This window comes from Pseudomonas sp. ARP3, from assembly GCF_001029595.1.
GTDB classification, from domain to species: Bacteria; Pseudomonadota; Gammaproteobacteria; order Pseudomonadales; family Pseudomonadaceae; genus Aquipseudomonas; species Aquipseudomonas rhodesiae.
Map to the genome: position 1 here is coordinate 1 of NZ_LEKF01000008.1, position 21,636 is coordinate 21,636.

The following is a 21,636-nucleotide window of genomic DNA, read 5'->3' on the forward strand; positions in this document are numbered from 1 at the left end:
GACCTACCGCTATCGGGGGCAAGCCCCCTCCCACAGTTTGTTTGGCGTACAGCCCGGAATTACTCGGACTTGACCTGGTGCTTGACGATGATATCCACCAGGCGTTTGGCAAGTGCCGGGTAGTTCTCGTCGAAGTGATGGCCGCCGGGCAACTTCAAGGCTTCGCCCACGGCAGTCTTATCGGTGCAGCCGCTCTCATCGACTTCTTCGGCACCGTAGATGCACACCACTTTATCCGCTGGCAACTTGGCCATTTCCGGCCCGGTGGCAGCTTCTTTGCCGGCGTTACCCAGCCAGCCTTCCACTTCGATTTCAAAGCTGCCGGTGCGGGCGAAGGCCAGCAGGATGATCGCATCGACCCGCTGTTGCTCGTTTTCCGGCAGGCGGTTGTAAATGGCGGGCAGGACGTCGGCGCCGAACGAGTAGCCAGTCAGCACGAAGCGTTTGGTGCCCCACTTCTGCCGGTAGTGCTGCATCAGCTCGGTGAGGTCCTTGGCGCTTTGTTCCGGGGTCTTGTGTTGCCAGTAGTAGCGCAGGGTGTCGATGCCGACCACCGGGTAACCGATCTTAGCCATCTCGCTGGCCACATCGCGGTCCAGGTCGCGCCAGCCGCCGTCACCGGATAGAAACAGCGTGACGGTGTCCTTGGCTTGCCCGGCAGGCACTTCAACCACCGGGATCGCCAGGCCGCCGTTGTCCGAACCCACCAATTGCTTGCGCAGTTCGTTGTTCAGCACTTGCGGGTAATGAATGTCGTAGTCGCTGATGCTGGTGGTGGCGCGCGGCGTATCGCGTACGAAACTGGCGCTTTCGTCGTCAGGGTTGTCGTTCCAGGCCACCAGCCAGTTGCCGTGGGCGGCGGTCTTCGGCAGCGGATCCTTGCAACCTTCCTGCACCAGGGCAAAGCCTACGGAGATGGCATTGGCCTTATCGTCGTTCTGTGTGGCCAGCCAGCGCCACGCGAGGGCTGCGCCGGGGCCGATGCCGCTGACTAGGGTCGCTGGGCCTTTGAGCTGCGCCAGAGCGCCTTGCAAGGCTTGTTCTTGTAGCTTGCAGTCGTCCTTGGGCAGCACCACCTGCACGATCTGCGCTTTACCGCCCTGGCTCAGGGCAAGCAATTGACTGTCGGCCAACACGTCGTCGGCCATCACCGCCACGATCACACGGGCTTTGGCATTGCCGTTCGGGGTGACGCGGGTCATCGCCGCGCCATCGGCCTGGGGCAACTGCTCCAGGGTGGGCTGCGGGGCAGGGCGGTTCCAGTACCAAAAGCCGCCACCCAGGATCAGGGCGAGCAGCACTACAAAGGCCAATACATACCGCCAGGAGCGTCGAATCATCAGCGTTTCACCAATCCAGTCAAGCCGCCCGCAATCAGGGCGGCGGTATCGGCCAATGCCACCAGCGGATCGAGTCCTGCGGGCACGGCCATGTAACGAGGTTCCCAGTCGGGCTGGAACTTGTCTTTGAAGCGGCGCAAACCTTGGAAGTTATACAGTTGCTCGCCGCGGCGGAACACCATCGAGCCCAAGCGCTGGGTCAGCGGAGCGCCGCGTCGCGGTTGCAGGCCCGACAGCGGCACCATGCCGAGGCTGAAGCGGGCGTAGCCGTGGGTTTTGTAGTGTTGAATCAGGCCGACCATCATAAATTCCATGGTCAATTTGGGCGCGTCCGGGTGCGCGCGCATCAGGTCCAGGCTGGCCAGGTCGTGGCTGTACGTTTCGAGCAGGTTGGCAAAGGCCACCGGGCGCCCTTCGAAGCGAATAATCGCAATGCGAAAGTGCTTAAGGTAATCGTCGCTGAAGCGCCCCAGGGAAAAGCCTTTTTCCCGCACGTTCTTACCGGTCAGCCAGGCATCGGAAATGACCTTTAGCTCGTCCATCGGCGCCGTGCCCGGTTCGCAGATCTCCAGGGACAAACCGTCCCGGGTGCCGCGGTTCCAGGTGTAGCGCAGATCCTTCATCTCTTTGCCCTTGGCTTCCAGGTCAAAGCGCTTGAGGTCGACGCGGGCTTCTTCGCCCAACTTGATCGCGGTCAGGCCGATATCCATGTAGTACGGCAGGTTCTCCGCCCGCACTTGGTAGAACACTGGGCGCGCGTGGTGGATGTCACACAGGTCGCGGAATTGCCAGATCATCTCGGCCCGTTGCTGGGTCGGGCCGATCGGGTCGTACAAAGCCACCAGGCTGCGTCCGCGTCGGGCGTACATCAGAAACGCTTCGTCGTTGGGGTGAAACAGCAGGGCTTTGTCGCCGGTCAACGCCAGGCCGCCGTCGGGTTGGGACGAAGCCATTAAAATCTTGGTGGCGCGCTCCAGCTCTTCCGGCGTCGGTAAATGGATCACCGGGCGCGCGGTGCGCAGCAGCCAGGTCAGCGACACAATCACCAGCAACACCGCTGCGCCCAGCAACGAGCGCAGGCCACGCGGCGCGTTGGCGTCGAGGGTGAACTGCCACCACAGTTGATGGCTGTAGGGGACATCTTGATAGGCAAACAGCAGCAGCCAGATTGAAGCCCCCAGCACGCAGACGCTGGCCACCAGGTATAGCGGCGAAAACGGTAGCTCGGTCAGTCGGCTGGCGCGGTAGAACGAGCGCCGGAAGATCGCCAGCAGCACCGCAGTCATGGTCATCAGGGTGGCTTCTTCCCAGTCGAAGCCTTTAAGCAGCGAGAGCAGGGCGCCCACCAGCAGCAGCACCATGGTCAGCATCCAGGCGGCCGACAAACGTCGACGCAACCCTTGAGCGAGCAGCAGGCACAGCACGCCGATCAGGCTGGCGCCGAAGTGGGACGCGTCAATCAGGCGGTGGGGAATCAGGAAGCCGATGTTTTCCAGGCGTGAATCGATTTCCGGCGTGGCGCCGGAAAACAGCAGGACCACGCCGGACAAAAAAACCAGTACGGCCAACACCGGTGCCGCCAGACCCGAGGCAACCCGCAGGCTCTGCTGGGTCTGGAACAGGCGCTGGGCCTCGTTGACCAGCAGGAACACACAGGCAATCAACAGCGGCAGTACCACATAGATCATGCGATACAGCAGCAGCGCGGCCGCCAATGGCGCGGCGCCGAGCTTATCGGCGAAGGCGGCGAGCAGGATCGCCTCGAACACCCCCACACCGCCCGGTACATGGCTGAGCACGCCCGCGGCCAGGGCCAACAGGTACACCAGCAGGAACGGCCCGAAAGGCGGCGCTTCCGGTAGCAACATATAAAGGACGGTGGCTGCGGCGGCGACGTCCAGCGCGGTGATGATCAGTTGCAGGAAGGTCAGGCGACGCCCGGGAAGCCGCAGCGTGCGGCGGCCGACTTTGACCAGCAGGTTGTCAGCAAACGGTTGTTCCGGCAGGCGACGGCGATAAATGCCGATGCACAGCACCGTCGACAGCAACAGCACGGCGCCGGCTATGCCGCCGAGCAGTATCTGCGGCAGATGCAGGTAGGTGGCGGCGGCCGGCAGGTTGCTCAAGGTCGCCAGAGCGGCCAACGGTGGCAGGGCAGTGCCCAGGGCCAGGCTGGCAAACACCGTCATTCGAGCCACTTCCGAGGCCCCGATGCCGTGGCGGGCATAGAGACGGTAACGCACCGACCCGCCCGAGAGCATCGACAGACCAATGGCGTTGCCGATGGCGAATGCGGTGAAGCCGCCGAGGGCCAGAGTCTTGGCGGGCAGGTTCACCCCTGCGTAGCGGGCGCCGGAAAATTCATAGCCCAGCAGGATCACAAAGCCGGCGACGGCCGCGGCGAAGGCTCCCAGCAAAGCTGGCTTGGGCACTTCCAGGATGGAGTCGTGGAGAGCGTAGAGATCCAGCTCCAGCAACAGGTGTCGACAGGCGATCAGGGCGATTGCAAACAGCAACAACGTAACGGCCAGGCCGATCGGCTGTCGGTATTTGCTCAATAGATCGAGCCAACGCAAACGGGTGGGGGCGATCGGTTGGGTTGCAGTCACGGAGTCTTGTGGTTCAGACGAGTTGGCGCGCATCAATCACCTCTAGGATTGTGCGCGACAGGATGGGGGTATCCAGCCAAGTTACCAATCCCTATGGACAAAATAATTACAAATATTAACGCGTATCACCGGGAGCGGCGACTGCGACCATGGGTCGTAGAGGAGTAAGCATAGCGTGTGCTGAGATGGACTCCACAAACCCTGTACGGTTTCATGAAAGATGCCATGTCATTGTTTCAGAAGAACTTTTTCGCCAGATACAAAAAAGGCCACTCTTTCGAGTAGCCTTTCTTGATGTTTGGTTGCGGGAGCCGGATTTGAACCGACGACCTTCGGGTTATGAGCCCGACGAGCTACCAGACTGCTCCATCCCGCGTCTGTGGGCGGCATTCTACAGTCAGACGGCGAGGTGTCAACCGTTAATAACCTAATGGGTCAAATAAGTGTGAATCGATGGCCTTGCCTGCGCTTCGCACGGTAAGTCTACGGCGGGTAAAGATTTTTTTGTCTTACAATTTCCATACATGTCAAAACAGACGCACACAAAAAAGGCCACTCTTTCGAGTAGCCTTTTTTGATGTTTGGTTGCGGGAGCCGGATTTGAACCGACGACCTTCGGGTTATGAGCCCGACGAGCTACCAGACTGCTCCATCCCGCGTCTGTGTGGCGGCATTCTACAGAGGAACGCGAGTGTGTCAACCCGTAAGTCCAAGAAAAGCGCTTTGGGTTCAATTGGTTAGCGTTCTGTGAGGTGCGCCGCAAACACCGCGGGCCCAGTCAGGCCGAGGCTTTCAGCTCTATCGAGGTGGTAAATTCGATTAAGAAAATAAATCCATAGAGGAGAATTCCTACCGTTCAGACGGAAGATTCAAACTACTGGTGCTATATACAGGGGTGAATGCGATACTGATCGCCCGTTGAATTGCCCCTTCTATTTATGACGCAGCGCAAAATCATCCACGTTGACTGTGATTGCTTCTACGCCGCCATCGAGATGCGCGATGACCCGAGTCTGGCGCAGAAGCCTCTGGCGGTCGGTGGTTCAGCTGAGCGTCGAGGGGTGATTGCCACCTGTAACTATGAAGCGCGGGCCTACGGGGTGCGATCGGCGATGTCGTCACGGCATGCCTTGAAGCTATGCCCGGACCTGACCATCGTCAAGCCGCGCATGGACGCTTATAAAGAGGCGTCGAAGGAAATCCAGACCATCTTTCGCGACTACACCGACCTGATCGAACCGTTGTCGCTGGATGAAGCCTATCTGGACGTTTCCGACAGCCCGCATTTTGGCGGTAGCGCCACACGCATTGCCCAGGACATCCGTCGTCGCGTCTCAAACCAATTGCACATCACCGTGTCCGCTGGCGTGGCACCGAACAAGTTCCTGGCCAAGATCGCCAGCGATTGGAAGAAGCCCAATGGCCTGTTTGTGATCACGCCGGATCAGGTCGAAGCGTTTGTCTCGCAGTTGCGCGTCAGCAAGCTCCACGGCGTGGGCAAAGTTACCGCTGACAAACTGGCGCGCTTGGGCATTGAAGACTGCCTGCAACTGCGCGAATGGAACAAGCTGGCGCTGGTGCGGGAATTCGGCAGTTTTGGCGAGCGACTCTGGAGTCTGGCCCGTGGCATCGATGATCGCTTGGTACAGAACGATAGCCGTCGGCAATCCATCAGTGTGGAAAATACCTACGATGTGGATCTGCCGGATCTCTCAAGCTGCCTGGCTAAATTGCCCGAACTGATGGAAACCCTGGCCGGGCGTATGGCACGCATCGACAGCAGTTATCGCGCGGGCAAGCCGTTCGTGAAGGTGAAGTTTCATGACTTTACCCAGACCACCTTGGAGCAGGCCGGGGCAGGGCGGGATCTGGAGAGTTATCAACAATTGATGACCCAAGCGTTCAATCGCGGCGGCAAGCCCGTGCGTCTGCTGGGGATCGGGGTACGGTTGTTGGACCTCAGTGGCGGTAACGAACAGCTAGAGTTCGCCTGGTAGAAACCGCCAATCAAAATGTGGAAGGGGCTCCTCCCACATTCGATCTCCAACCCTGTGAGCGTCTCAGCGTGCGCCTGGATCCGCTACGAGTCGCCCCGCATCCTTGGTTAGCGCTTGCAGGAATTCCTGCTGCAACTCCGGATCATTGCGGGTCAGTTCGATCAGGCTTTGTTCCAGCTCGCTGGCTTCTTCTTCCAGACCCAGCTCCGACAGGCGCTTGACCCGGTGTACCCACTGGCTGACTTCGTCATCTTCCAGATCGTCGTAGATCAGGCCATGGGCTTCGAGCAACTTACTGCGCAGGGTGTTGCTGATGGCCAGGGTCGAGTCCGAGTGCACGTCGTCCTGGCCATCCTCCACGCTGATCTTCAAGGTGGTGACATGGTTAAGGTCCTGCTCGGCGAACGGGCTGTCCAATAGGTTCAGGCGCAGCACGCCGTTACGGTCGGTAGTCAGCTCGTGGGTGTGTTTGCCGGCGGTGACTTGCACGGGACGCTCGCTCCACGGCAGGCTTGAATACTCCAGGCGCTTGTCGCGCTGAACTTCATCGATACCCGCCAGGTTCTGTTGCGCGCGTCCATGGGATTGCACGTTCATGAACGGGTTGAGCCCGTCTATGCCGTAGATCAGCCAGTCGTGGGTCATGCTTGAAGGCAGGTTGCCGAGGGCGAAGATGTTCGCCACATTGGCGCCCGCGCCCGCCACCAGTGCCACCGCGCCCAGGGGCATCTCGTAGACTTTGCGCCAGGGCTGATAGGGGGTGTAGCGGTCGTAACGCCGGGTGACTTCGAACTCGGTGACCTCGAAGGTCTTCTGCTCGTGAATGCGAACCCGGCGTTGCGGCAGTTCCAGCACTTTGGGTTCGCCTACATCAATCTGCAGACTGTGATCGAGCAATTTGCGCTCGACTCGCTCCTCGTGCTCACTGCGTTGCGACATATGATTGGCGCAGCCGCTGACCAGCAGGGCGCCGCACAAGGCGGCGCCCCCCAGGGCTCTGGTGTTTCGCTTGAACATGACTTCTCTTGATCTGGTTTTCAGCGACGAATACGCGCCTGAAGGAAAGACAGCACGTCAGCCACCGGCAACGGTTGGGCTTCGGCTTCGGTCCGGCTCTTGTATTCCAGATTGCCATCGGCCAGGCCGCGGTCGCTGACCACGATCCGGTGTGGGATGCCAATCAGTTCCATGTCGGCGAACTTGATGCCAGGGCTGGTTTTCTTGTCCCGGTCATCCAGCAGCACTTCAAAACCGGCGGCCGTCAATTCGGCATACAGTTTGTCGGTGGCTTCGCGTACTTGCTCGGTTTCGTAGCGCAGCGGTACCAGCGCCACTTGGAATGGCGCCAGGGCGTCGCTCCAGATGATGCCTTTCTCGTCGTTGTTCTGCTCGATGGCAGCCGCCACTACGCGGGATACGCCAATACCGTAGCAACCCATTTCCAGGGTGATCGGCTTGCCGTTCTCGCCCAGCACTTCGCACTTCATCGCCTTGCTGTACTTGTTGCCCAGCTGGAAGATGTGCCCGACCTCGATGCCGCGCTTGATTTCCAGGGTGCCCTTGCCATCCGGGCTTGGGTCGCCGGCCACCACATTGCGCAGGTCGGCCACGGTCGGAACCGGCAGGTCACGCTCCCAGTTCACGCCGAAGTAGTGCTTGTCGTCGATGTTCGCGCCGATACCGAAGTCGCTCATCAGCTCGACCGAGCGGTCGATGATGATCGGCAGCGGCAGGTTCAGCGGGCCCAGGGAACCGGCGCCGGCGCCAATGGCGTCGCGCAGTTCGGCATCGCTGGCCATGACCAGTGGGCTGGCCACGCCTGGCTGCTGGGCTGCCTTGATTTCGTTGAGTTCGTGGTCGCCACGGATAACCAGGGCGATCAGCTTGCCTGCTTCCTCAGCGTGCACGATCAGGGTCTTGATGGTCTTTTCAATCGGCAGATTGAATTTCTCCACCAGGGCCGCGATGGTCTTGGTGTCCGGCGTGTCCACCAGGCGCAGTTCTTCGGTCGGGGCAGGGCGCGAGGTTTCCCGTGGCACGGCCTCAGCTTTCTCGATGTTCGCCGCGTAGTCGGAACCGTTGCTGAACACGATATCGTCTTCGCCGGACTCGGCCAGTACGTGGAATTCGTGGGAGCCGGCGCCGCCGATGGAACCGTTATCCGCTTCAACCGGGCGGAATTTCAGGCCCAGGCGCGTGAACACATTGCAGTAGGCCTGGTGCATGCGGTCGTAGGTGACCTGCAGGGACGCCTGGTCGGTGTGGAACGAATAGGCATCCTTCATGATGAATTCGCGGCCGCGCATCAAGCCGAAACGTGGGCGGATTTCATCACGGAATTTGGTCTGGATCTGATACAGGTTCAGCGGCAACTGTTTATAGCTGCTCAGCTCGTTGCGCATCAGGTCGGTGATAACTTCTTCATGGGTCGGGCCAGCGCAGAAGTCGCGGCCATGACGATCCTTGAAGCGCAGCAACTCAGGGCCGTACTCTTCCCAGCGCCCGGATTCCTGCCACAGTTCAGCCGGTTGGGTGCTCGGCATCAACACTTCCAGGGAGCCGGCGGCGTTCATTTCTTCACGAACGATGGCTTCGACCTTGCGCATCACCTTCAAGCCCATGGGCAGCCAGGTGTAAAGGCCGGAGGCCAGCTTGCGAATCATGCCGGCGCGCAGCATCAGCTGGTGGCTGATCACGACCGCATCGGAAGGCGTTTCTTTCTGTGTGGCGAGCAAATATTGACTGGTACGCATGGTAGGCCGTTGTCGGTTGCTTGGACTTGAAATGACTTGGGATTGTACGGGCGCGGGCTGCAGGAGTACAGGCATCAGAATGCAGAGGGGCATGTGGGATGGGGCTTGCCCCCGATAGCAGGGTGTCAGGCGCTAATGTGTTACTGAGCTACCGGGGGCAAGTCCAATCGTCGCAATGCCCCTCCCACATTGTCAGTCTTCAGCCGGCGGACTCAATCGAATCCGCCGATTTTCCTGGAACCAGTGCAACGCAATCAGCAGCAGCGTCGGCACACCCAGCATGCAGGTGATCAGGAAGAAGTTGTGGTAACCGAATTTCTCCACCATCACGCCCGAGTAGCCGCCAATCAAGCGGGGCAGCAGCAGCATGATCGAGCTGAGCAACGCATATTGGGTGGCGGAGAACTTGAGGTTGGTCAGGCTCGACAGATAGGCCACGAAGGCCGACGTGGCCATGCCCGAGCTGAAGTTATCCAAGGAGATGGTGAAAATCAGCATCTGCAGGTCCGGGCCCATATCGGCGAGCATCACGAACAGCAGGTTAGTGCCGGCCGACATGACGCCGCCGATAAACAGGATCGGCAGGATACCAAAGCGCACGATCAGCAAGCCGCCCATACCGGCGCCGAGCAGGGTCATGATCAGGCCGAAAATTTTGCTGACGCCCGCAATCTGGTCCTTGGTAAAGCCCTGGTCGATGTAGAACACGTTGGCCATCACGCCCATCACCGTGTCGGACATGCGATAGGTGGCGATCAGCCCGAGCAGCAGCAGGGCCTGCCAACGGTAGCGCAGGATAAAGTCGTTGACTGGCGTCAGCACCGGCGCCAGGCCACGGCGGCCCATGGTCGACAGGCACAGGCAGGTCAGGGTGATATAGAGGATTGCGCGCAGGAAGGCGCGGTCTTCCATCAGCAAATCCCACAGGCTGACGCCCTGGAAGATCACGCTGGCGAAATCGGTGTTGTACAGCTGAGTGAACATCGCCGGCACCGACACCAGCAGTACGATCAGCACGAACACCGAGGCCAGTTGATGCACGAAGCTGTAGCGGCCCGCCTGCAATTGGGTACGCAGCGGCACATTGGGCTCGCGCATGAACAGCGTGGTCAGCAGGGCCGGGATCATCAGCACGCCAAACAGCACGTAAGTGCCGGTCCATGCCGAGTGCTTATAGTTGAAACCGGTGGAGCCGAAACCTTCGGCAAAGAACAGCGCGCCTGCGGTGGCCAGCAGCGCGGCGATCCGGTAGCCGGACATATAGCTGGCGGCCAAGGCGGCCTGGCGGCTGTCGTCGGCGATTTCCAGGCGATAGGCGTCAACCGCGATGTCCTGGGTGGCGGAGGCAAAGGCAACGATCACAGCAATGGCTATCAGCCAGGACAAATGCTTCTGCGGATCGCAGAACCCCATGCCGATCAAGCCCAGGATGACCAGCGACTGGGCGAGCACCAGCCAGGAACGGCGGCGCCCGAGCCTGCCCAGCAGCGGCAGGCGCCATTGGTCGAGCAGCGGCGACCAAACCCACTTGAAGGCGTAGGCCAGCCCGATCAGGCTGGCATAGCCGATGGTTTCGCGGGCTACACCGGCTTCGCGCAACCACACCGAAAGCGTCGAGAACACCAACATGTAAGGCATGCCGGCGGCGAAGCCGAGCAACAACAGCACTAACGTCGAGGGGCTGGCATAGGCAGCGAGCGCGGCGCGCCAGGTTTTACGGGGCATGGGCTGGAGTCTGCCTCAGATTCACGGAAACAAAGCGCGCACTCTAACCGCTGTGCTCTACCGGGCGCCAGCCATGGCGCTGAATATCAACGCGATTGTTCAGGATACTGACACCTTCGCCGCGCAAACGCGCACGTTGTTCGTCACCCGATGCGCTGCCCGCCGGCAGACTTATCCGACCGCCGGCACCCAGCACGCGATGCCAGGGCAACCGCGTGTCCTTTGGGAGCTGGCTCAAGGTCCGCCCCACCCAGCGCGCCGCCCGCCCGAGACCGGCCAAGTGCGCCAGCTCGCCGTAGCTCACCACGCAGCCCTCGGGCACTTGCGCCAAGGTCAGGTACAGCGCGGTGCGGCGCATATCGGCAGCGGTTTGTGGTGTATCGACAGGCAATTTCACTGTGGGACTATCCGTTGAATATGTCGGCGTTTTTGTAAGAAACGGCTGTAAACATGGCGGTGAGAATTGAACTCATCTGCGATCCCTGAGTCAGTCCTTGCTAAGACGTTATCTAACACGATAATGCCCTCTTTTTCGCCAAGCCCGAGCCTCGAATCCGCTTATGTTGTCCAGAACCTTGCTGTGCCTTGCTGTTTTAAGCGCTTCCACACCCTTGCTTGCGGACACCGTCTGGTTGAAGAACGGTGACCGCCTGACCGGCAAAATCAAGGTCTTCGACGGCGGCAAATTGCTGATCCAGACCGCGTATGCCGGTGCGATTCCAGTGGACTGGAAGCAAGTCAAAACCCTGGAAAGCGACCAGGAGCTGCTGGTCAAGCAGGATGCCTACAGTGGCGAGAAAGCCAAGTCCCTCCAAGCGGCAGAAGACGGCAAAGTGGTGCTGGCCAATGGCGAAGCGCCCAAGACCGTTGAACTGGCAAGCATCCAACAGATCATCAAGCCTAAACCGGTGATCGAGGACCTGGTGTGGAAGGGCAATGTCGATCTGGCGCTGGACTACAAGCGCGCCGAAAAAGACACCAACGACTACGACGTCGACTTCAAGACCACCGCCCGCCATGGCCAATGGCGCCATACCGGGCAGGGCGAGTACAACCGCGAATTCCAGGATGACGTGACCACCACCGACAACTGGGCCCTGGAGTACGATCTGGACCGCTTTATTACCGAGCACTGGTTCTGGCAGGGGCGCCTGACCTACAAGCGCGACAAAGTCGAAGACCTGGCGCGTCAGCGCACCGTGGGTACTGGCCCTGGCTACCAGTTCTGGGATGACGAGTTGGGCGCTTTCTCCCTCGGCTCGCTGGTCAACCGCACCGACTATGAATATGCCGATGGCGGCAAGGACAACTTCTATTCCCTGGCCATGAAGTGGAACTACAACCGCTACCTGGTGGGCAAGACCGTTGAGTTCTTCACCAATGGCGAACTCGGCAAGCCTATCGATGCGCCGGCCGAGTACTCCCTGGATGCGGAAATGGGCCTGCGCTACAAAGTCACAGAGTGGGCATCGCTCAACCTCAAGGCCGAGCGTGACGTGATCAGCGGCGATTCGGAGAGCAGCCTGAGCAAGACCCGTTATACCGCCGGTTTCGGGGTGGCTTGGTAGTCGCGTCCCTGGCAACCGCTGCTTATATTGATTACCTTGTGTTGAGATCCATTCCCATACGTTATGGGCGGCTGAATACCCGAGGAGTCATACGTTGAGCGCACAGGTTGCCAAGAACGCCCGAGAGCTGTTGCTCAAGGAATACCGTGGGGCTCTCTCCACATTGTCCAAAGCCATGCCTGGCTTCCCATTTGGATCGGTGGTGCCGTACTGCCTGGACGAGCAGGGCCGCCCGCTGATCCTGATCAGCCGCATCGCCCAGCACACCCATAACCTGCAAAAAGAGCCCAAATGCTCGCTGCTGGTCGGTGAGCGTGGGGCGGACGATGTGCAGGCGGTAGGGCGTCTCACCTACCTGGCCGAAGCCGAGCAATTGCATGACGATGCCGCCATCGAGGCCGCAGCCGAGCGCTATTACCGCTACTTCCCCGAATCGGCCAATTACCACAAGGCCCACGATTTCGATTTCTGGGTGCTCAAGCCGGTTCGCCACCGCTACATAGGCGGATTCGGCGCGATCCACTGGCTCGATCAAATGACCCTGGCCAACCCCTTCGCTGGCGCGGCAGAGCGCAGCATGGTCGAACACATGAACAGCGACCATGCCAAGGCGATTGCCCATTACGTCGACCTGGCCGGTTTACCCGTCAACGAGCCTGCGCAATTGGCCGGCATCGACAGTGAAGGCATGCACCTGCGGATTGGCCAGTCGCTACATTGGTTGCCATTTGCCGCGCCTTGCAACACGCCGACACAAGTGCGCGAAGCCTTGGTTTCACTGGCTCACGCCGCAGCCTGGCCGAAAAAAGCGGCGGCTGACGCTTGAATTCACGAAACGGCGACGTCATCTAAGGTGGACTGGCAAGGCATTCTTGCGTTGAGGAAACATTTGATGCGCCCTTTTTTATTGCTCTTTCTGCTGTTCCCGGTGTTGGAGCTGTTCGTCTTCGTTCAAGTCAGCGGTGCGATCGGGTTCTTCCCAGCATTGCTGTTGATTATTCTGGGCTCGATGCTCGGCGTTCTGGTGCTGCGCGTCGCGGGCCTGGCCACGGCACTGCGTGCCCGTGAAAGCCTGAATCGCGGCGAATTGCCCGCTCAGACCATGCTCGAAGGTCTGATGATGGCCCTGGCCGGTGGCCTGTTGATCCTGCCGGGTTTCATCAGCGACGTGGTGGGCCTGGTGATGCTGCTGCCGGTCACCCGCAGGCTGCTGGCCGGCAAGATGCGCCAGCGTGCCGAGGAGGCAGCTATTCGTCAGCGCGCGTTTGCCGAAGACCTGCAACCCCGTGGCGGCCCGGCTCCGCGCCAGCCCCTGGGCCGTGAAGGCGATGTGATCGAAGGCGAGTTCGAACACCGCGACAGCAAATAACCGCTCCAATGGCACGGCACCTTCGGGTGGCGTGCTGCGTTTACCCGCTCCCGGACATAAAAAATTTCATTTGCCGCCCCTTGTAATAAGCCCAGGCGCCCTTATGTAACGGTCACCGCAAGGTTTCTGGTGGTGACACTAGACAGACTTCCGCGTTTCGCTCAGCGAACCGCGACCGGCACCGCCGGAATTTAACCCGCCGGAATTGATACCGGCCGATGAAAAACACAATTAGGAGAGATCGACAATGAGCAAGCTTCGTCCTCTGCACGACCGCGTCGTCATCCGTCGCAGCGAAGAAGAAAAGAAAACCGCCGGCGGCATCGTGCTGCCAGGTTCGGCTGCTGAAAAAGCCAACCACGGTGTGATCGTCGCTGCTGGCCCAGGCAAAACCCTGGAAAACGGTGAAGTACGCGCGCTGGCCGTGAAAGTGGGTGACAAGGTTGTTTTCGGCCCTTACTCCGGTAGCAACACTGTGAAAGTCGACGGCGAAGACCTGCTGGTAATGGCTGAGAACGAAATTCTCGCTGTACTGGAAGGCTGATTTCCCGCTCATTTTCCCGTTACTTCAAAGTATTTAAGGAATATCGATCATGGCTGCTAAAGAAGTTAAATTCGGCGATTCCGCCCGCAAGAAAATGCTCACCGGTGTCAACATCCTGGCTGATGCAGTAAAAGCGACCCTGGGCCCGAAAGGCCGTAACGTGATCATCGAGAAGAGCTTCGGCGCTCCGACCATCACCAAGGACGGCGTTTCCGTAGCCAAAGAAATCGAACTGGAAGACCGTTTCGAAAACATGGGCGCGCAGCTGGTCAAAGACGTTGCCTCCCGTGCCAACGATGACGCAGGCGACGGCACCACCACCGCCACCGTTCTGGCTCAGTCGATCGTCAACGAAGGCCTCAAGGCCGTCGCTGCCGGCATGAACCCGATGGACCTCAAGCGCGGTATCGACAAGGCGACCATCGCCATCGTTAAAGAGCTGAAGAACCTGTCCAAGCCATGTGCCGACACCAAGGCCATCGCTCAGGTGGGTACCATCTCGGCCAACTCCGACAACTCCATCGGCGACATCATTGCCGAAGCCATGGAAAAAGTCGGTAAAGAAGGCGTGATCACCGTTGAAGAAGGCTCGGGCCTGGAAAACGAACTGTCGGTTGTTGAAGGCATGCAGTTTGACCGTGGCTACCTGTCCCCGTACTTCGTCAACAAGCCAGACACCATGGTTGCCGAGCTGGACAGCCCGCTGATCCTGCTGGTCGACAAGAAAATCTCCAACATCCGCGAAATGCTGCCGGTGCTGGAAGCGGTTGCCAAAGCCGGTCGCCCACTGCTGATCGTGGCCGAAGACGTCGAAGGCGAAGCCCTGGCGACTCTGGTTGTGAACAACATGCGTGGCATCGTCAAAGTCGCTGCCGTCAAGGCGCCAGGCTTTGGTGACCGTCGCAAGGCCATGCTGCAGGACATCGCCGTTCTGACTGGCGGTACCGTTATCTCTGAAGAGATCGGTCTGAGCCTGGAAAGCGCCACCCTGGAAAACCTGGGTAGCGCCAAGCGCGTGACCCTGTCCAAGGAAAACACCATCATCGTCGACGGTGCTGGCGTTGAAGGTGACATCGAGTCGCGCATCGCTCAGATCCGCGCCCAGGTTGCCGAGACTTCCTCGGACTACGACCGTGAAAAACTGCAAGAGCGTCTGGCCAAGCTGTCCGGCGGCGTTGCAGTGATCAAGGTTGGCGCCGGTTCCGAAGTTGAAATGAAAGAGAAGAAAGCCCGCGTTGAAGACGCCCTGCACGCAACCCGTGCAGCCGTTGAAGAAGGCGTGGTACCTGGCGGTGGCGTTGCGCTGATCCGTGCTCTGGAAGCCCTGACTGGCCTGACTGGCGACAACGCCGACCAGAACGTCGGTATTGCTGTACTGCGTCGCGCTGTAGAAGCACCACTGCGCCAGATCGCTGCCAACTCCGGCGACGAGCCAAGCGTTGTGGTCAACGAAGTCAAGAACGGCAAAGGTAACTACGGTTACAACGCCGCCACTGGCGTCTACGGCGACATGATCGAAATGGGCATCCTGGATCCAACCAAGGTTACCCGTTCCGCTCTGCAGGCAGCATCCTCCATCGGCGGTCTGATCCTGACCACCGAAGCGGCCATTGCTGACAAGCCGAAGGCTGAAGGCGCGGCTGGCGGCGGTATGCCAGACATGGGCGGCATGGGTGGCATGGGCGGCATGATGTAAGCCAGCCTTACCCCCGTACTGAAAAGCCCCGCCTGCAGTGATGCAGGCGGGGCTTTTTATTGCGCGTTCGATAAAGAACGTACCTAGCGCTCGGTCAGCCGTGGGCTTGCCTCCTTGGGCGCTTTCCAACTCAATAACTGCTGTTTGAAATCATAGCTGGCGGCCTGGTAGTAGGTGATCGCCCGCTGAATCAACGGATCATCGCCGCCCACTCGCGATTCCTGACTCTCCGCCAACGCCTGATAGTGGCGACGCAAGCCCAAGCGCGGACTGAGAATGGCCAAGTCCTTGCCGTCGAACAGCCCCAGGTGCTGGTAGTTGCCGACTACCACGCGCGGCGGTAGCGGGTTGTCCTGAAGCAAATCGCGGCCAAAGAACGTCGACTCGTAGCTCAGGTTGATCAGGCCCAGCAGGGTCGGCGCCAAGTCGATCTGACTGGCCAGTTGCGCGGATTCCCGAGGGTCGATCAGTTTGGGGGCATAAATGAACAATGGGATCTGGTAGTTGGTGATGGGCAGGTCCTCTTTCCCCGCGCTGCCGGCCGTGTGGTCGGCGACGAACACAAAGATCGTGTTATCGAACCAAGGCTTCTGGCGTGCCGCATCGAGGAATTCGCCGATGGCATGGTCGGTGTATTTCACCGCACCGTCGCGGCCATTGCCGGATTTGATATCGATACGCCCATCCGGGTAGGTGTAAGGGCGATGGTTGGAAGTGGTCATCAGTTGTAGCAGGAATGGCTGCTGCCTAGCGTAATCGGCATCGGCCAGTTTCAGAGTTTGTTTGTATAGATCCTCGTCGGCCATGCCCCAGGCGTTTTTAAACGAGATTTCGGTCTCGGGCACGCTGCTCTGATCGACCACGCGATAGCCGTTGCCGCTGAAAAACGCGTTCATGTTATCGAAGTAACCGCGCCCACCGTACACGAACACGCTGTCATAGCCGACCGCGGAAAGCTGTTGCCCGAGGCTGGCAAAACCGCTTTCACGACCGATGCGTTTGACGATTGAGCGCCCGGGTGTAGGGGGAATCGCCAGGGTGATCGCTTCCAGGCCGCGGTCGGTTCGGGTACCGGTGGCGTAAAAGTTATTGAAGTACAGGCTTTGTTGGCGCAGCGCGTCCAGATTGGGTGTGAGGTTTCGCCCGTCGCCGTTGCTGCCCATGTATTTGGCGCTGAAGCTTTCGATGGTCACCAGCACGATATTGGGCGTGCGCAGCGGGCCCGGGTGGCTGATGGCGCGACGGATATCCAGTGGGTCCTGGCCGATGAAGCGCGCGTTGGGCTCGCTGAGTTCGGCGCGCAGTTGCCTGGCGACAACTTCGGTCGGCAGGCTTTTATAGAATTGTGCGTAATCCAACTCGTTGTTACGGAAGGCTGCGAAAAACTGATAAGGGCCGTTGCTGGCCAGTTCGTTTTTGTAGGCGTTACCGCCTTGGGTGCGGGGGCTGTCCTGACTAATCAACTGCAGGCTGAGGCCGACGGCCAGCACCAGCACCAGTGCATTGAGCAAACGGCCACGCAACGGCGGCAACGGGGCGTCCATGGCGGCGTTGAACGGTTTGCGCAACACCAGGCTCAACACAACGGCCAGCATCGCCAGCAAACTGAGCAATTTGCCGATCGGGTAAGACTCCAGCAGGTTGTTCAACACTTCATCGGAGTACACCAAGTAGTCGACGGCGATAAAGTTGAAGCGCACACCGAACTCGTCCCAGAACAGCCATTCGGCCACCGAGGTAAACAGCATCGCGAAAACGCTGACAGTGAGTACCGCCTGCAAAAACCAGCGGTGGCCGCGACGGCGCCACAGACCGGGCGGGCAAAGCAGCACATACAGGCCCAGCGGTAACGCTGCGTAGGCCAGGAAACCCAGGTCGTAAACCAGGCCCACCCCGAACACCGGCAGCAGATTGCCGCCGACTTCGTCTAGGTGGGTGAGCAGCAGCACGGCGCGCGTCAGCAGGAATATCAATAACCAGGCACCGGTTATCAACAGCAGATAGCGCATTGGCGCTGTTTTGACGAAACCCATGTCTATGTTCCTTATATAAATGGGGGGCGATATTCGTCCTGACACTGTAGTCAGTTTGTGAAGCTATAGTGAAAAACTCGTTGCCCTGGCTATTTGATTGAAAACCTTGATCCACGGGCCTTTCAGGTCTATCCCTGAGCCCCACTTGGCCTTAAGCTGCGCGAGCCAACACGGCCGTTACCGCGTACGGAGACACTGCCCATGCGAATTCTATTGGTTGAAGACAACCGCGATATTCTGGCCAACCTGGCCGATTACTTGGGGCTGAAGGGCTACACCGTCGACTGTGCGCAGGACGGTCTGTCGGGCCTGCATCTGGCCGCAACCGAACACTACGATCTGATCGTGCTCGACATCATGCTGCCTGGCATCGATGGCTACACCTTGTGCAAACGCCTGCGCGAAGATGCGCGGCGCGATACGCCGGTGATCATGCTCACCGCGCGCGACCAGTTGGACGATCGGCTGCAAGGCTTCAAGTCCGGCGCCGATGATTACCTGCTCAAACCCTTCGCCCTGTCGGAACTCGCCGCGCGCATCGAAGCGGTGCTGCGTCGTGCCCAGGGCGGCGGGCGCCGGGCGTTGCAAGTGGGCGATCTGAGCTACGACCTCGACACCTTGGAAGTGACCCGTGAAGGGCGCCTGCTCAAACTCAACCCGGTCGGCCTGAAGCTGCTGGCGGTGCTGATGCAAAAAAGCCCCCATGTGCTGCGCCGGGAAATTCTCGAAGAGGCATTGTGGGGCGATGACTGCCCGGACAGCGACAGCCTGCGCAGCCATGTCCACCAGTTGCGCCAAGTGATCGACAAACCTTTTGCCAAACCGCTGCTGCACACGGTGCACGGTGTGGGGTATCGCCTGGCCGAGGGCCGAGATGGAATTTAAGCAGAGCCTTGCCCAGCGGATCATCATTGCCTTTGCCTTGATGAGCGCGCTGGTGGCGGGGGCTTTCGCCATGGGCATCGTGGCAACGGTGCACCTGGTGGAAGAGAAGCTGATTTCGGCGGGCCTCGGCGGCGATTTGCAACGCTTGCTGCTGATGGACAGCGTCGAAGACTGGAGCCATCGACCTGAGCCGGATCAGCTGTTCTATTTCAGCGGCGGCCGTGGCGATTTCGAATTACCCAAAGATCTGCGTCACCTGGAGCCTGGCTTTCACGAGGTATTCCGTGAGTCGCTGTCATACCACGCCATGGTCGAAGTCATAGACGGGCGGCGCTACGTGCTGCTGCAGGATCAGAGTGACTTCGAAGAGCGTGAGCGCGTGCTGTTCGCCGTGGTGCTGGTGGGCTTCGTACTCAGTCTGGCCCTGGCCGTGTTCCTCGGTTGGGTGCTGGCGCGCAAAGTGATGGCCCCGGTGGTGCGTCTGGCCCGCCAGGTGCGCCATCGTGACCAGTTGCTGGGCCTGGCGCCGCCTTTGGCGCCGGACTACGCGGCCGATGAAGTGGGCGAATTGGCGGTGGCGTTCGATGCCACATTGGGCCGTCTGCGCCAGGCATTGTCCCGCGAGCAATTGTTTACCAGCGATGTGAGTCACGAACTGCGCACGCCGTTGATGGTGCTGGCCAGTTCTTGCGAACTGCTGCTGGAAAACCCGGCCATCGACCAGCGCGGGCGTAACCAGGTGCTACGTATTGCCAGGGCTTGCGAAGAAATGCGCGAGCTGGTGCAAACCTTCCTGATGCTGGCGCGGGCCCAGCACAACGATGCGGTGATGTCGCCCCAGGTCAGCCTCACTCAAGTGGCGGAGGACCTGTTGGGAATCTGGCGTGAGCCTATCGAGCAGAAGGGCCTGCAACTGATCTATCAACAGGGCAACCCTCTGGACACGCGCTATAACACCACCTTCCTGCACGCGGTAATGGGCAACCTGCTGCGCAATGCGTTGCACTACACCGAGCAGGGCTTTATTCGCCTGACTCTGGAACCGACCGGTTTTGTCGTGGAAGACAGCGGCGTCGGCATTCCCGAAGAAAAACGCGAAGCCATGTTCGAGCCGTTCGTACGCGGTAGTGAGAAACGCGGCGAGGGCCTGGGGCTGGGCCTGTCGCTGGTACAGCGCATCTGCGAGAACCAGGGCTGGAGCGTTAGCCTCAGCACCATGGAGCCTAATGGTTGCCGCTTTCATGTCGAGTTGAGTCAGGTCAAACCCTGACTCCACCCCCTGCCGTTATCCTGCCAATGGTCGCCGTAATTCGGCGAATATGGCCCGTTGATACTATTTGTCTTTGTAAAGTCTTGAAATGTATGAGATTGGACAGGACAAGTTTTTCACAACGAGTTGACCTATTGATCACGCGGCGCTGAATAGTTTGTAGGCATCAGTCATTGGAGACCTGTTGATGCCTACCCCGATCAAGCTCGAATTTTCCGAAAAGTACGACGATCAGCACGCAGAGAAATATTTGCTCAAGCATCAGGACAATCTGGCTCGCCGGTTGTCCCACAAACGCGACGAGCAATTGGCCCGTGGTGCGCTGGCCATGGCCGGTGAGCCTGGACTGGTGTTGGACTTGCCGTGTGGCGCCGGTCGTTTCTGGCCGCTGCTGGCGGAAAAGCCCAACCGCGTGATTATCGGTGCCGATAATTCCGCGTCGATGCTGAAGGTGGCCACCCAGGCGCAGCCGGCAGAGGTGGTGAAACGGGTACGTCCTTTGCACACCTCTGCCTTTGATATTGATTTGCCAGATAACGCGGTCGACAGCATTTTCTGTATGCGCCTGCTGCACCATATTGGTGATCCGGCCCATCGTCTGGCGATATTGCGCGAGTTTCAGCGAGTTACCCGTGACAGCGTGATTATTTCTCTGTGGGTCGATGGCAATTTCAAAGCGTGGAAGCGCAAGCGCACCGAAGATCGACGTCGTAGGAAAGGTGAGCAGGACGGTTACCAAAACAGGTTTGTGTTACCGGCTGCTACTGTAGAAGCAGAATTCGAGCAGGCGGGTTTTCGTGTTCAGGACGCTCTGGACTTCATACCGCTCTACGCCATGTGGCGAGTATATGTATTACGCAAGAGGTAACAGGATGGCAGTTGAGTGCGTAGCAGGCAGTCACGTAGCTCCAGAAGAACGATTCGACTATTTCTGGCGTCAGCAGGGCGAATGGGTGGAAGAGCCCAATCGTCGGCGCGGCGGCGAAAGCGGTGTACAGCGGGTCATGAGCGCCAGCGGGCGTTTGCTCTATTGCAAGCGGCAGACCGGGCATATTTACCGCAGTTGGCTGCACCCGTTCGGGCGTCCTACGGTGCTGCGCGAGCGTGATGCGCTCAAGGGGCTTCGCCTGCTGGATGTGCGAGTGCCGGAAATGGTGTTCTGCGAAGCGCGTCGTGATCCTGAACACCAGTGGAAAGCCATATTGGTGACGGCTTCTTTGGATGGTTTCGACGAGATCGAAAAATGGTACGCCGCCGGCGGCCGTGAGCAGTACGGTGAACAGGTGCATGAGCGTCTGCTCAAGGAAGTGGCGACCACCCTGGCACGTATGCACAAGGGGCGCTGGCAGCACGGCTGTCTGTACATCAAGCATATTTTTGCGCGCGTGACGGGCGAGGGTGACTCGGCCACCGTCGAAGTGGCGTTGCTGGATTTTGAAAAATGTCGCCAGCGCCTGACCGCTTATCGGGCGGCTTCCCACGACATGCTGCAACTGCGGCGCCATTCGTCGTGGAGCAGCGCTGACTGGGAAAAACTCAGCTACTTTTACGAGACGGCGTTTGGCAGCGCTATCAAGGGTTTAACCAGATGAAGCTAGAAATAGCACGAGGTTTTTTTTTGGTGGGAGCGTTAGGCGTAGCAGCCTTGGCGCTGGCCGCCTGGGAGCAGCCTCGTACCCAGGTACTCAGCGCGTCGCAGGGCGGCGCGCAATGCCTGTTGCCGCGTGTCGCCAAGGCGAGCACCGCGGCCAAGCCCGATCATGAACTGTTGCTGTTCATGTTCGGAATGTCTCAAGGGATGAGGCCGCAAAGTTGAAACCTTTAAATCTCCCGAACAGGGCCTTGCG

18 protein-coding genes and 2 tRNA genes are annotated in these 21,636 nt (G+C 59.5%); 11 read left to right on the forward strand and 9 right to left on the reverse strand.

Going from position 1 to position 21,636, the window contains the following annotated elements; translation table 11 throughout:
* Nucleotides 1-59: 59 nt before the first annotated feature.
* The 4 genes from ABX75_RS11375 to ABX75_RS11390 all read right to left on the reverse strand — a co-directional run bounded on the left by ABX75_RS11375 (nucleotide 60) and on the right by ABX75_RS11390 (nucleotide 4,608).
* The gene (locus tag ABX75_RS11375) at nucleotides 60-1,340 is read right to left on the reverse strand and encodes a virulence factor family protein (RefSeq protein ID WP_034100316.1); all 1,281 of its coding nucleotides are present in this window, start codon (nucleotides 1,338-1,340) and stop codon (nucleotides 60-62) included.
* A complete protein-coding gene (mprF, locus tag ABX75_RS11380; RefSeq protein WP_034100314.1) occupies nucleotides 1,340-3,982 on the reverse strand; it encodes a bifunctional lysylphosphatidylglycerol flippase/synthetase MprF in 2,643 nt (880 codons plus the stop codon). Before mprF ends, ABX75_RS11375 begins: the two co-directional genes overlap by 1 nt.
* A 266-nt stretch (nucleotides 3,983-4,248) precedes the next feature.
* Nucleotides 4,249-4,325: transfer RNA gene (locus tag ABX75_RS11385), tRNA-Met, on the reverse strand.
* A gap of 206 nt (nucleotides 4,326-4,531) precedes the next feature.
* Nucleotides 4,532-4,608 (reverse strand) — tRNA-Met (locus ABX75_RS11390).
* Between the two features lie 279 nt (nucleotides 4,609-4,887).
* On the opposite strand from ABX75_RS11390, the gene dinB reads away from it, so the two are divergent.
* The gene (dinB, locus tag ABX75_RS11395; RefSeq protein WP_034100312.1) at nucleotides 4,888-5,946 is read left to right on the forward strand and encodes a DNA polymerase IV; all 1,059 of its coding nucleotides are present in this window, start codon (nucleotides 4,888-4,890) and stop codon (nucleotides 5,944-5,946) included.
* Nucleotides 5,947-6,009: 63 nt separating this feature from the next.
* Here the strand turns inward: dinB and ABX75_RS11400 are convergent, their stop codons facing one another.
* The 4 genes from ABX75_RS11400 to ABX75_RS11415 all read right to left on the reverse strand — a co-directional run bounded on the left by ABX75_RS11400 (nucleotide 6,010) and on the right by ABX75_RS11415 (nucleotide 10,782).
* Nucleotides 6,010-6,963: a hypothetical protein gene (locus ABX75_RS11400; protein WP_034100310.1), complete on the reverse strand. Its 954-nt coding sequence runs from the start codon at nucleotides 6,961-6,963 to the stop codon at nucleotides 6,010-6,012.
* 20 nt (nucleotides 6,964-6,983) lie between these two features.
* Nucleotides 6,984-8,699 carry a proline--tRNA ligase gene (locus ABX75_RS11405; protein ID WP_034100308.1) on the reverse strand — a complete coding sequence of 572 codons (1,716 nt, stop codon included), beginning with the start codon at nucleotides 8,697-8,699 and terminating at the stop codon, nucleotides 6,984-6,986.
* 192 nt (nucleotides 8,700-8,891) lie between these two features.
* Nucleotides 8,892-10,424: an AmpG family muropeptide MFS transporter gene (locus ABX75_RS11410; RefSeq protein WP_034100306.1), complete on the reverse strand. Its 1,533-nt coding sequence runs from the start codon at nucleotides 10,422-10,424 to the stop codon at nucleotides 8,892-8,894.
* A gap of 43 nt (nucleotides 10,425-10,467) precedes the next feature.
* Nucleotides 10,468-10,782, reverse strand: a complete 315-nt coding sequence (locus tag ABX75_RS11415; protein ID WP_047882009.1) for an MGMT family protein — start codon at nucleotides 10,780-10,782, stop codon at nucleotides 10,468-10,470.
* Between the two features lie 202 nt (nucleotides 10,783-10,984).
* Here ABX75_RS11415 and ABX75_RS11420 point away from each other — a divergent pair, with 202 nt between their 5' ends.
* From ABX75_RS11420 to groL, 5 genes are all read left to right on the forward strand, one after another.
* On the forward strand, nucleotides 10,985-11,992 hold the full coding sequence (locus ABX75_RS11420) for a DUF481 domain-containing protein (RefSeq protein ID WP_034100302.1): 1,008 nt from the start codon (nucleotides 10,985-10,987) through the stop codon (nucleotides 11,990-11,992).
* A gap of 94 nt (nucleotides 11,993-12,086) precedes the next feature.
* Nucleotides 12,087-12,818 (forward strand): HugZ family protein, encoded by a 732-nt coding sequence (locus ABX75_RS11425; protein WP_034100300.1) that lies wholly within the window; start codon nucleotides 12,087-12,089, stop codon nucleotides 12,816-12,818.
* Between the two features lie 66 nt (nucleotides 12,819-12,884).
* Nucleotides 12,885-13,361 (forward strand): FxsA family protein, encoded by a 477-nt coding sequence (locus tag ABX75_RS11430; RefSeq protein ID WP_034100298.1) that lies wholly within the window; start codon nucleotides 12,885-12,887, stop codon nucleotides 13,359-13,361.
* 247 nt (nucleotides 13,362-13,608) lie between these two features.
* Nucleotides 13,609-13,905, forward strand: coding sequence for a co-chaperone GroES (gene groES / locus ABX75_RS11435; protein ID WP_017846112.1), 297 nt, complete (start codon nucleotides 13,609-13,611; stop codon nucleotides 13,903-13,905).
* Nucleotides 13,906-13,954: 49 nt separating this feature from the next.
* Complete coding sequence (gene groL / locus ABX75_RS11440; protein ID WP_034100295.1) at nucleotides 13,955-15,601, forward strand: chaperonin GroEL; 1,647 nt, start codon at nucleotides 13,955-13,957, stop codon at nucleotides 15,599-15,601.
* 83 nt (nucleotides 15,602-15,684) lie between these two features.
* Here groL and ABX75_RS11445 read toward each other — a convergent pair whose 3' ends face one another.
* Entirely contained in the window at nucleotides 15,685-17,634 is a 1,950-nt protein-coding gene (locus ABX75_RS11445; protein WP_047881962.1) for an LTA synthase family protein, read from the reverse strand.
* Nucleotides 17,635-17,835: 201 nt separating this feature from the next.
* Between ABX75_RS11445 and colR the strand changes: the two genes are divergently transcribed.
* The 5 genes from colR to ABX75_RS11470 all read left to right on the forward strand — a co-directional run bounded on the left by colR (nucleotide 17,836) and on the right by ABX75_RS11470 (nucleotide 21,605).
* Nucleotides 17,836-18,519 carry a two-component system response regulator ColR gene (gene colR, locus ABX75_RS11450; protein ID WP_047881963.1) on the forward strand — a complete coding sequence of 228 codons (684 nt, stop codon included), beginning with the start codon at nucleotides 17,836-17,838 and terminating at the stop codon, nucleotides 18,517-18,519.
* Nucleotides 18,509-19,789: a HAMP domain-containing sensor histidine kinase gene (locus ABX75_RS11455; protein WP_034100289.1), complete on the forward strand. Its 1,281-nt coding sequence runs from the start codon at nucleotides 18,509-18,511 to the stop codon at nucleotides 19,787-19,789. Before colR ends, ABX75_RS11455 begins: the two co-directional genes overlap by 11 nt.
* A gap of 187 nt (nucleotides 19,790-19,976) precedes the next feature.
* A complete protein-coding gene (locus ABX75_RS11460) occupies nucleotides 19,977-20,657 on the forward strand; it encodes a class I SAM-dependent methyltransferase (protein ID WP_034100287.1) in 681 nt (226 codons plus the stop codon).
* A gap of 4 nt (nucleotides 20,658-20,661) precedes the next feature.
* The gene (locus ABX75_RS11465; protein ID WP_034100285.1) at nucleotides 20,662-21,381 is read left to right on the forward strand and encodes a lipopolysaccharide kinase InaA family protein; all 720 of its coding nucleotides are present in this window, start codon (nucleotides 20,662-20,664) and stop codon (nucleotides 21,379-21,381) included.
* A complete protein-coding gene (locus ABX75_RS11470; protein WP_034100283.1) occupies nucleotides 21,378-21,605 on the forward strand; it encodes a hypothetical protein in 228 nt (75 codons plus the stop codon). Before ABX75_RS11465 ends, ABX75_RS11470 begins: the two co-directional genes overlap by 4 nt.
* Nucleotides 21,606-21,636 lie beyond the last annotated feature (31 nt).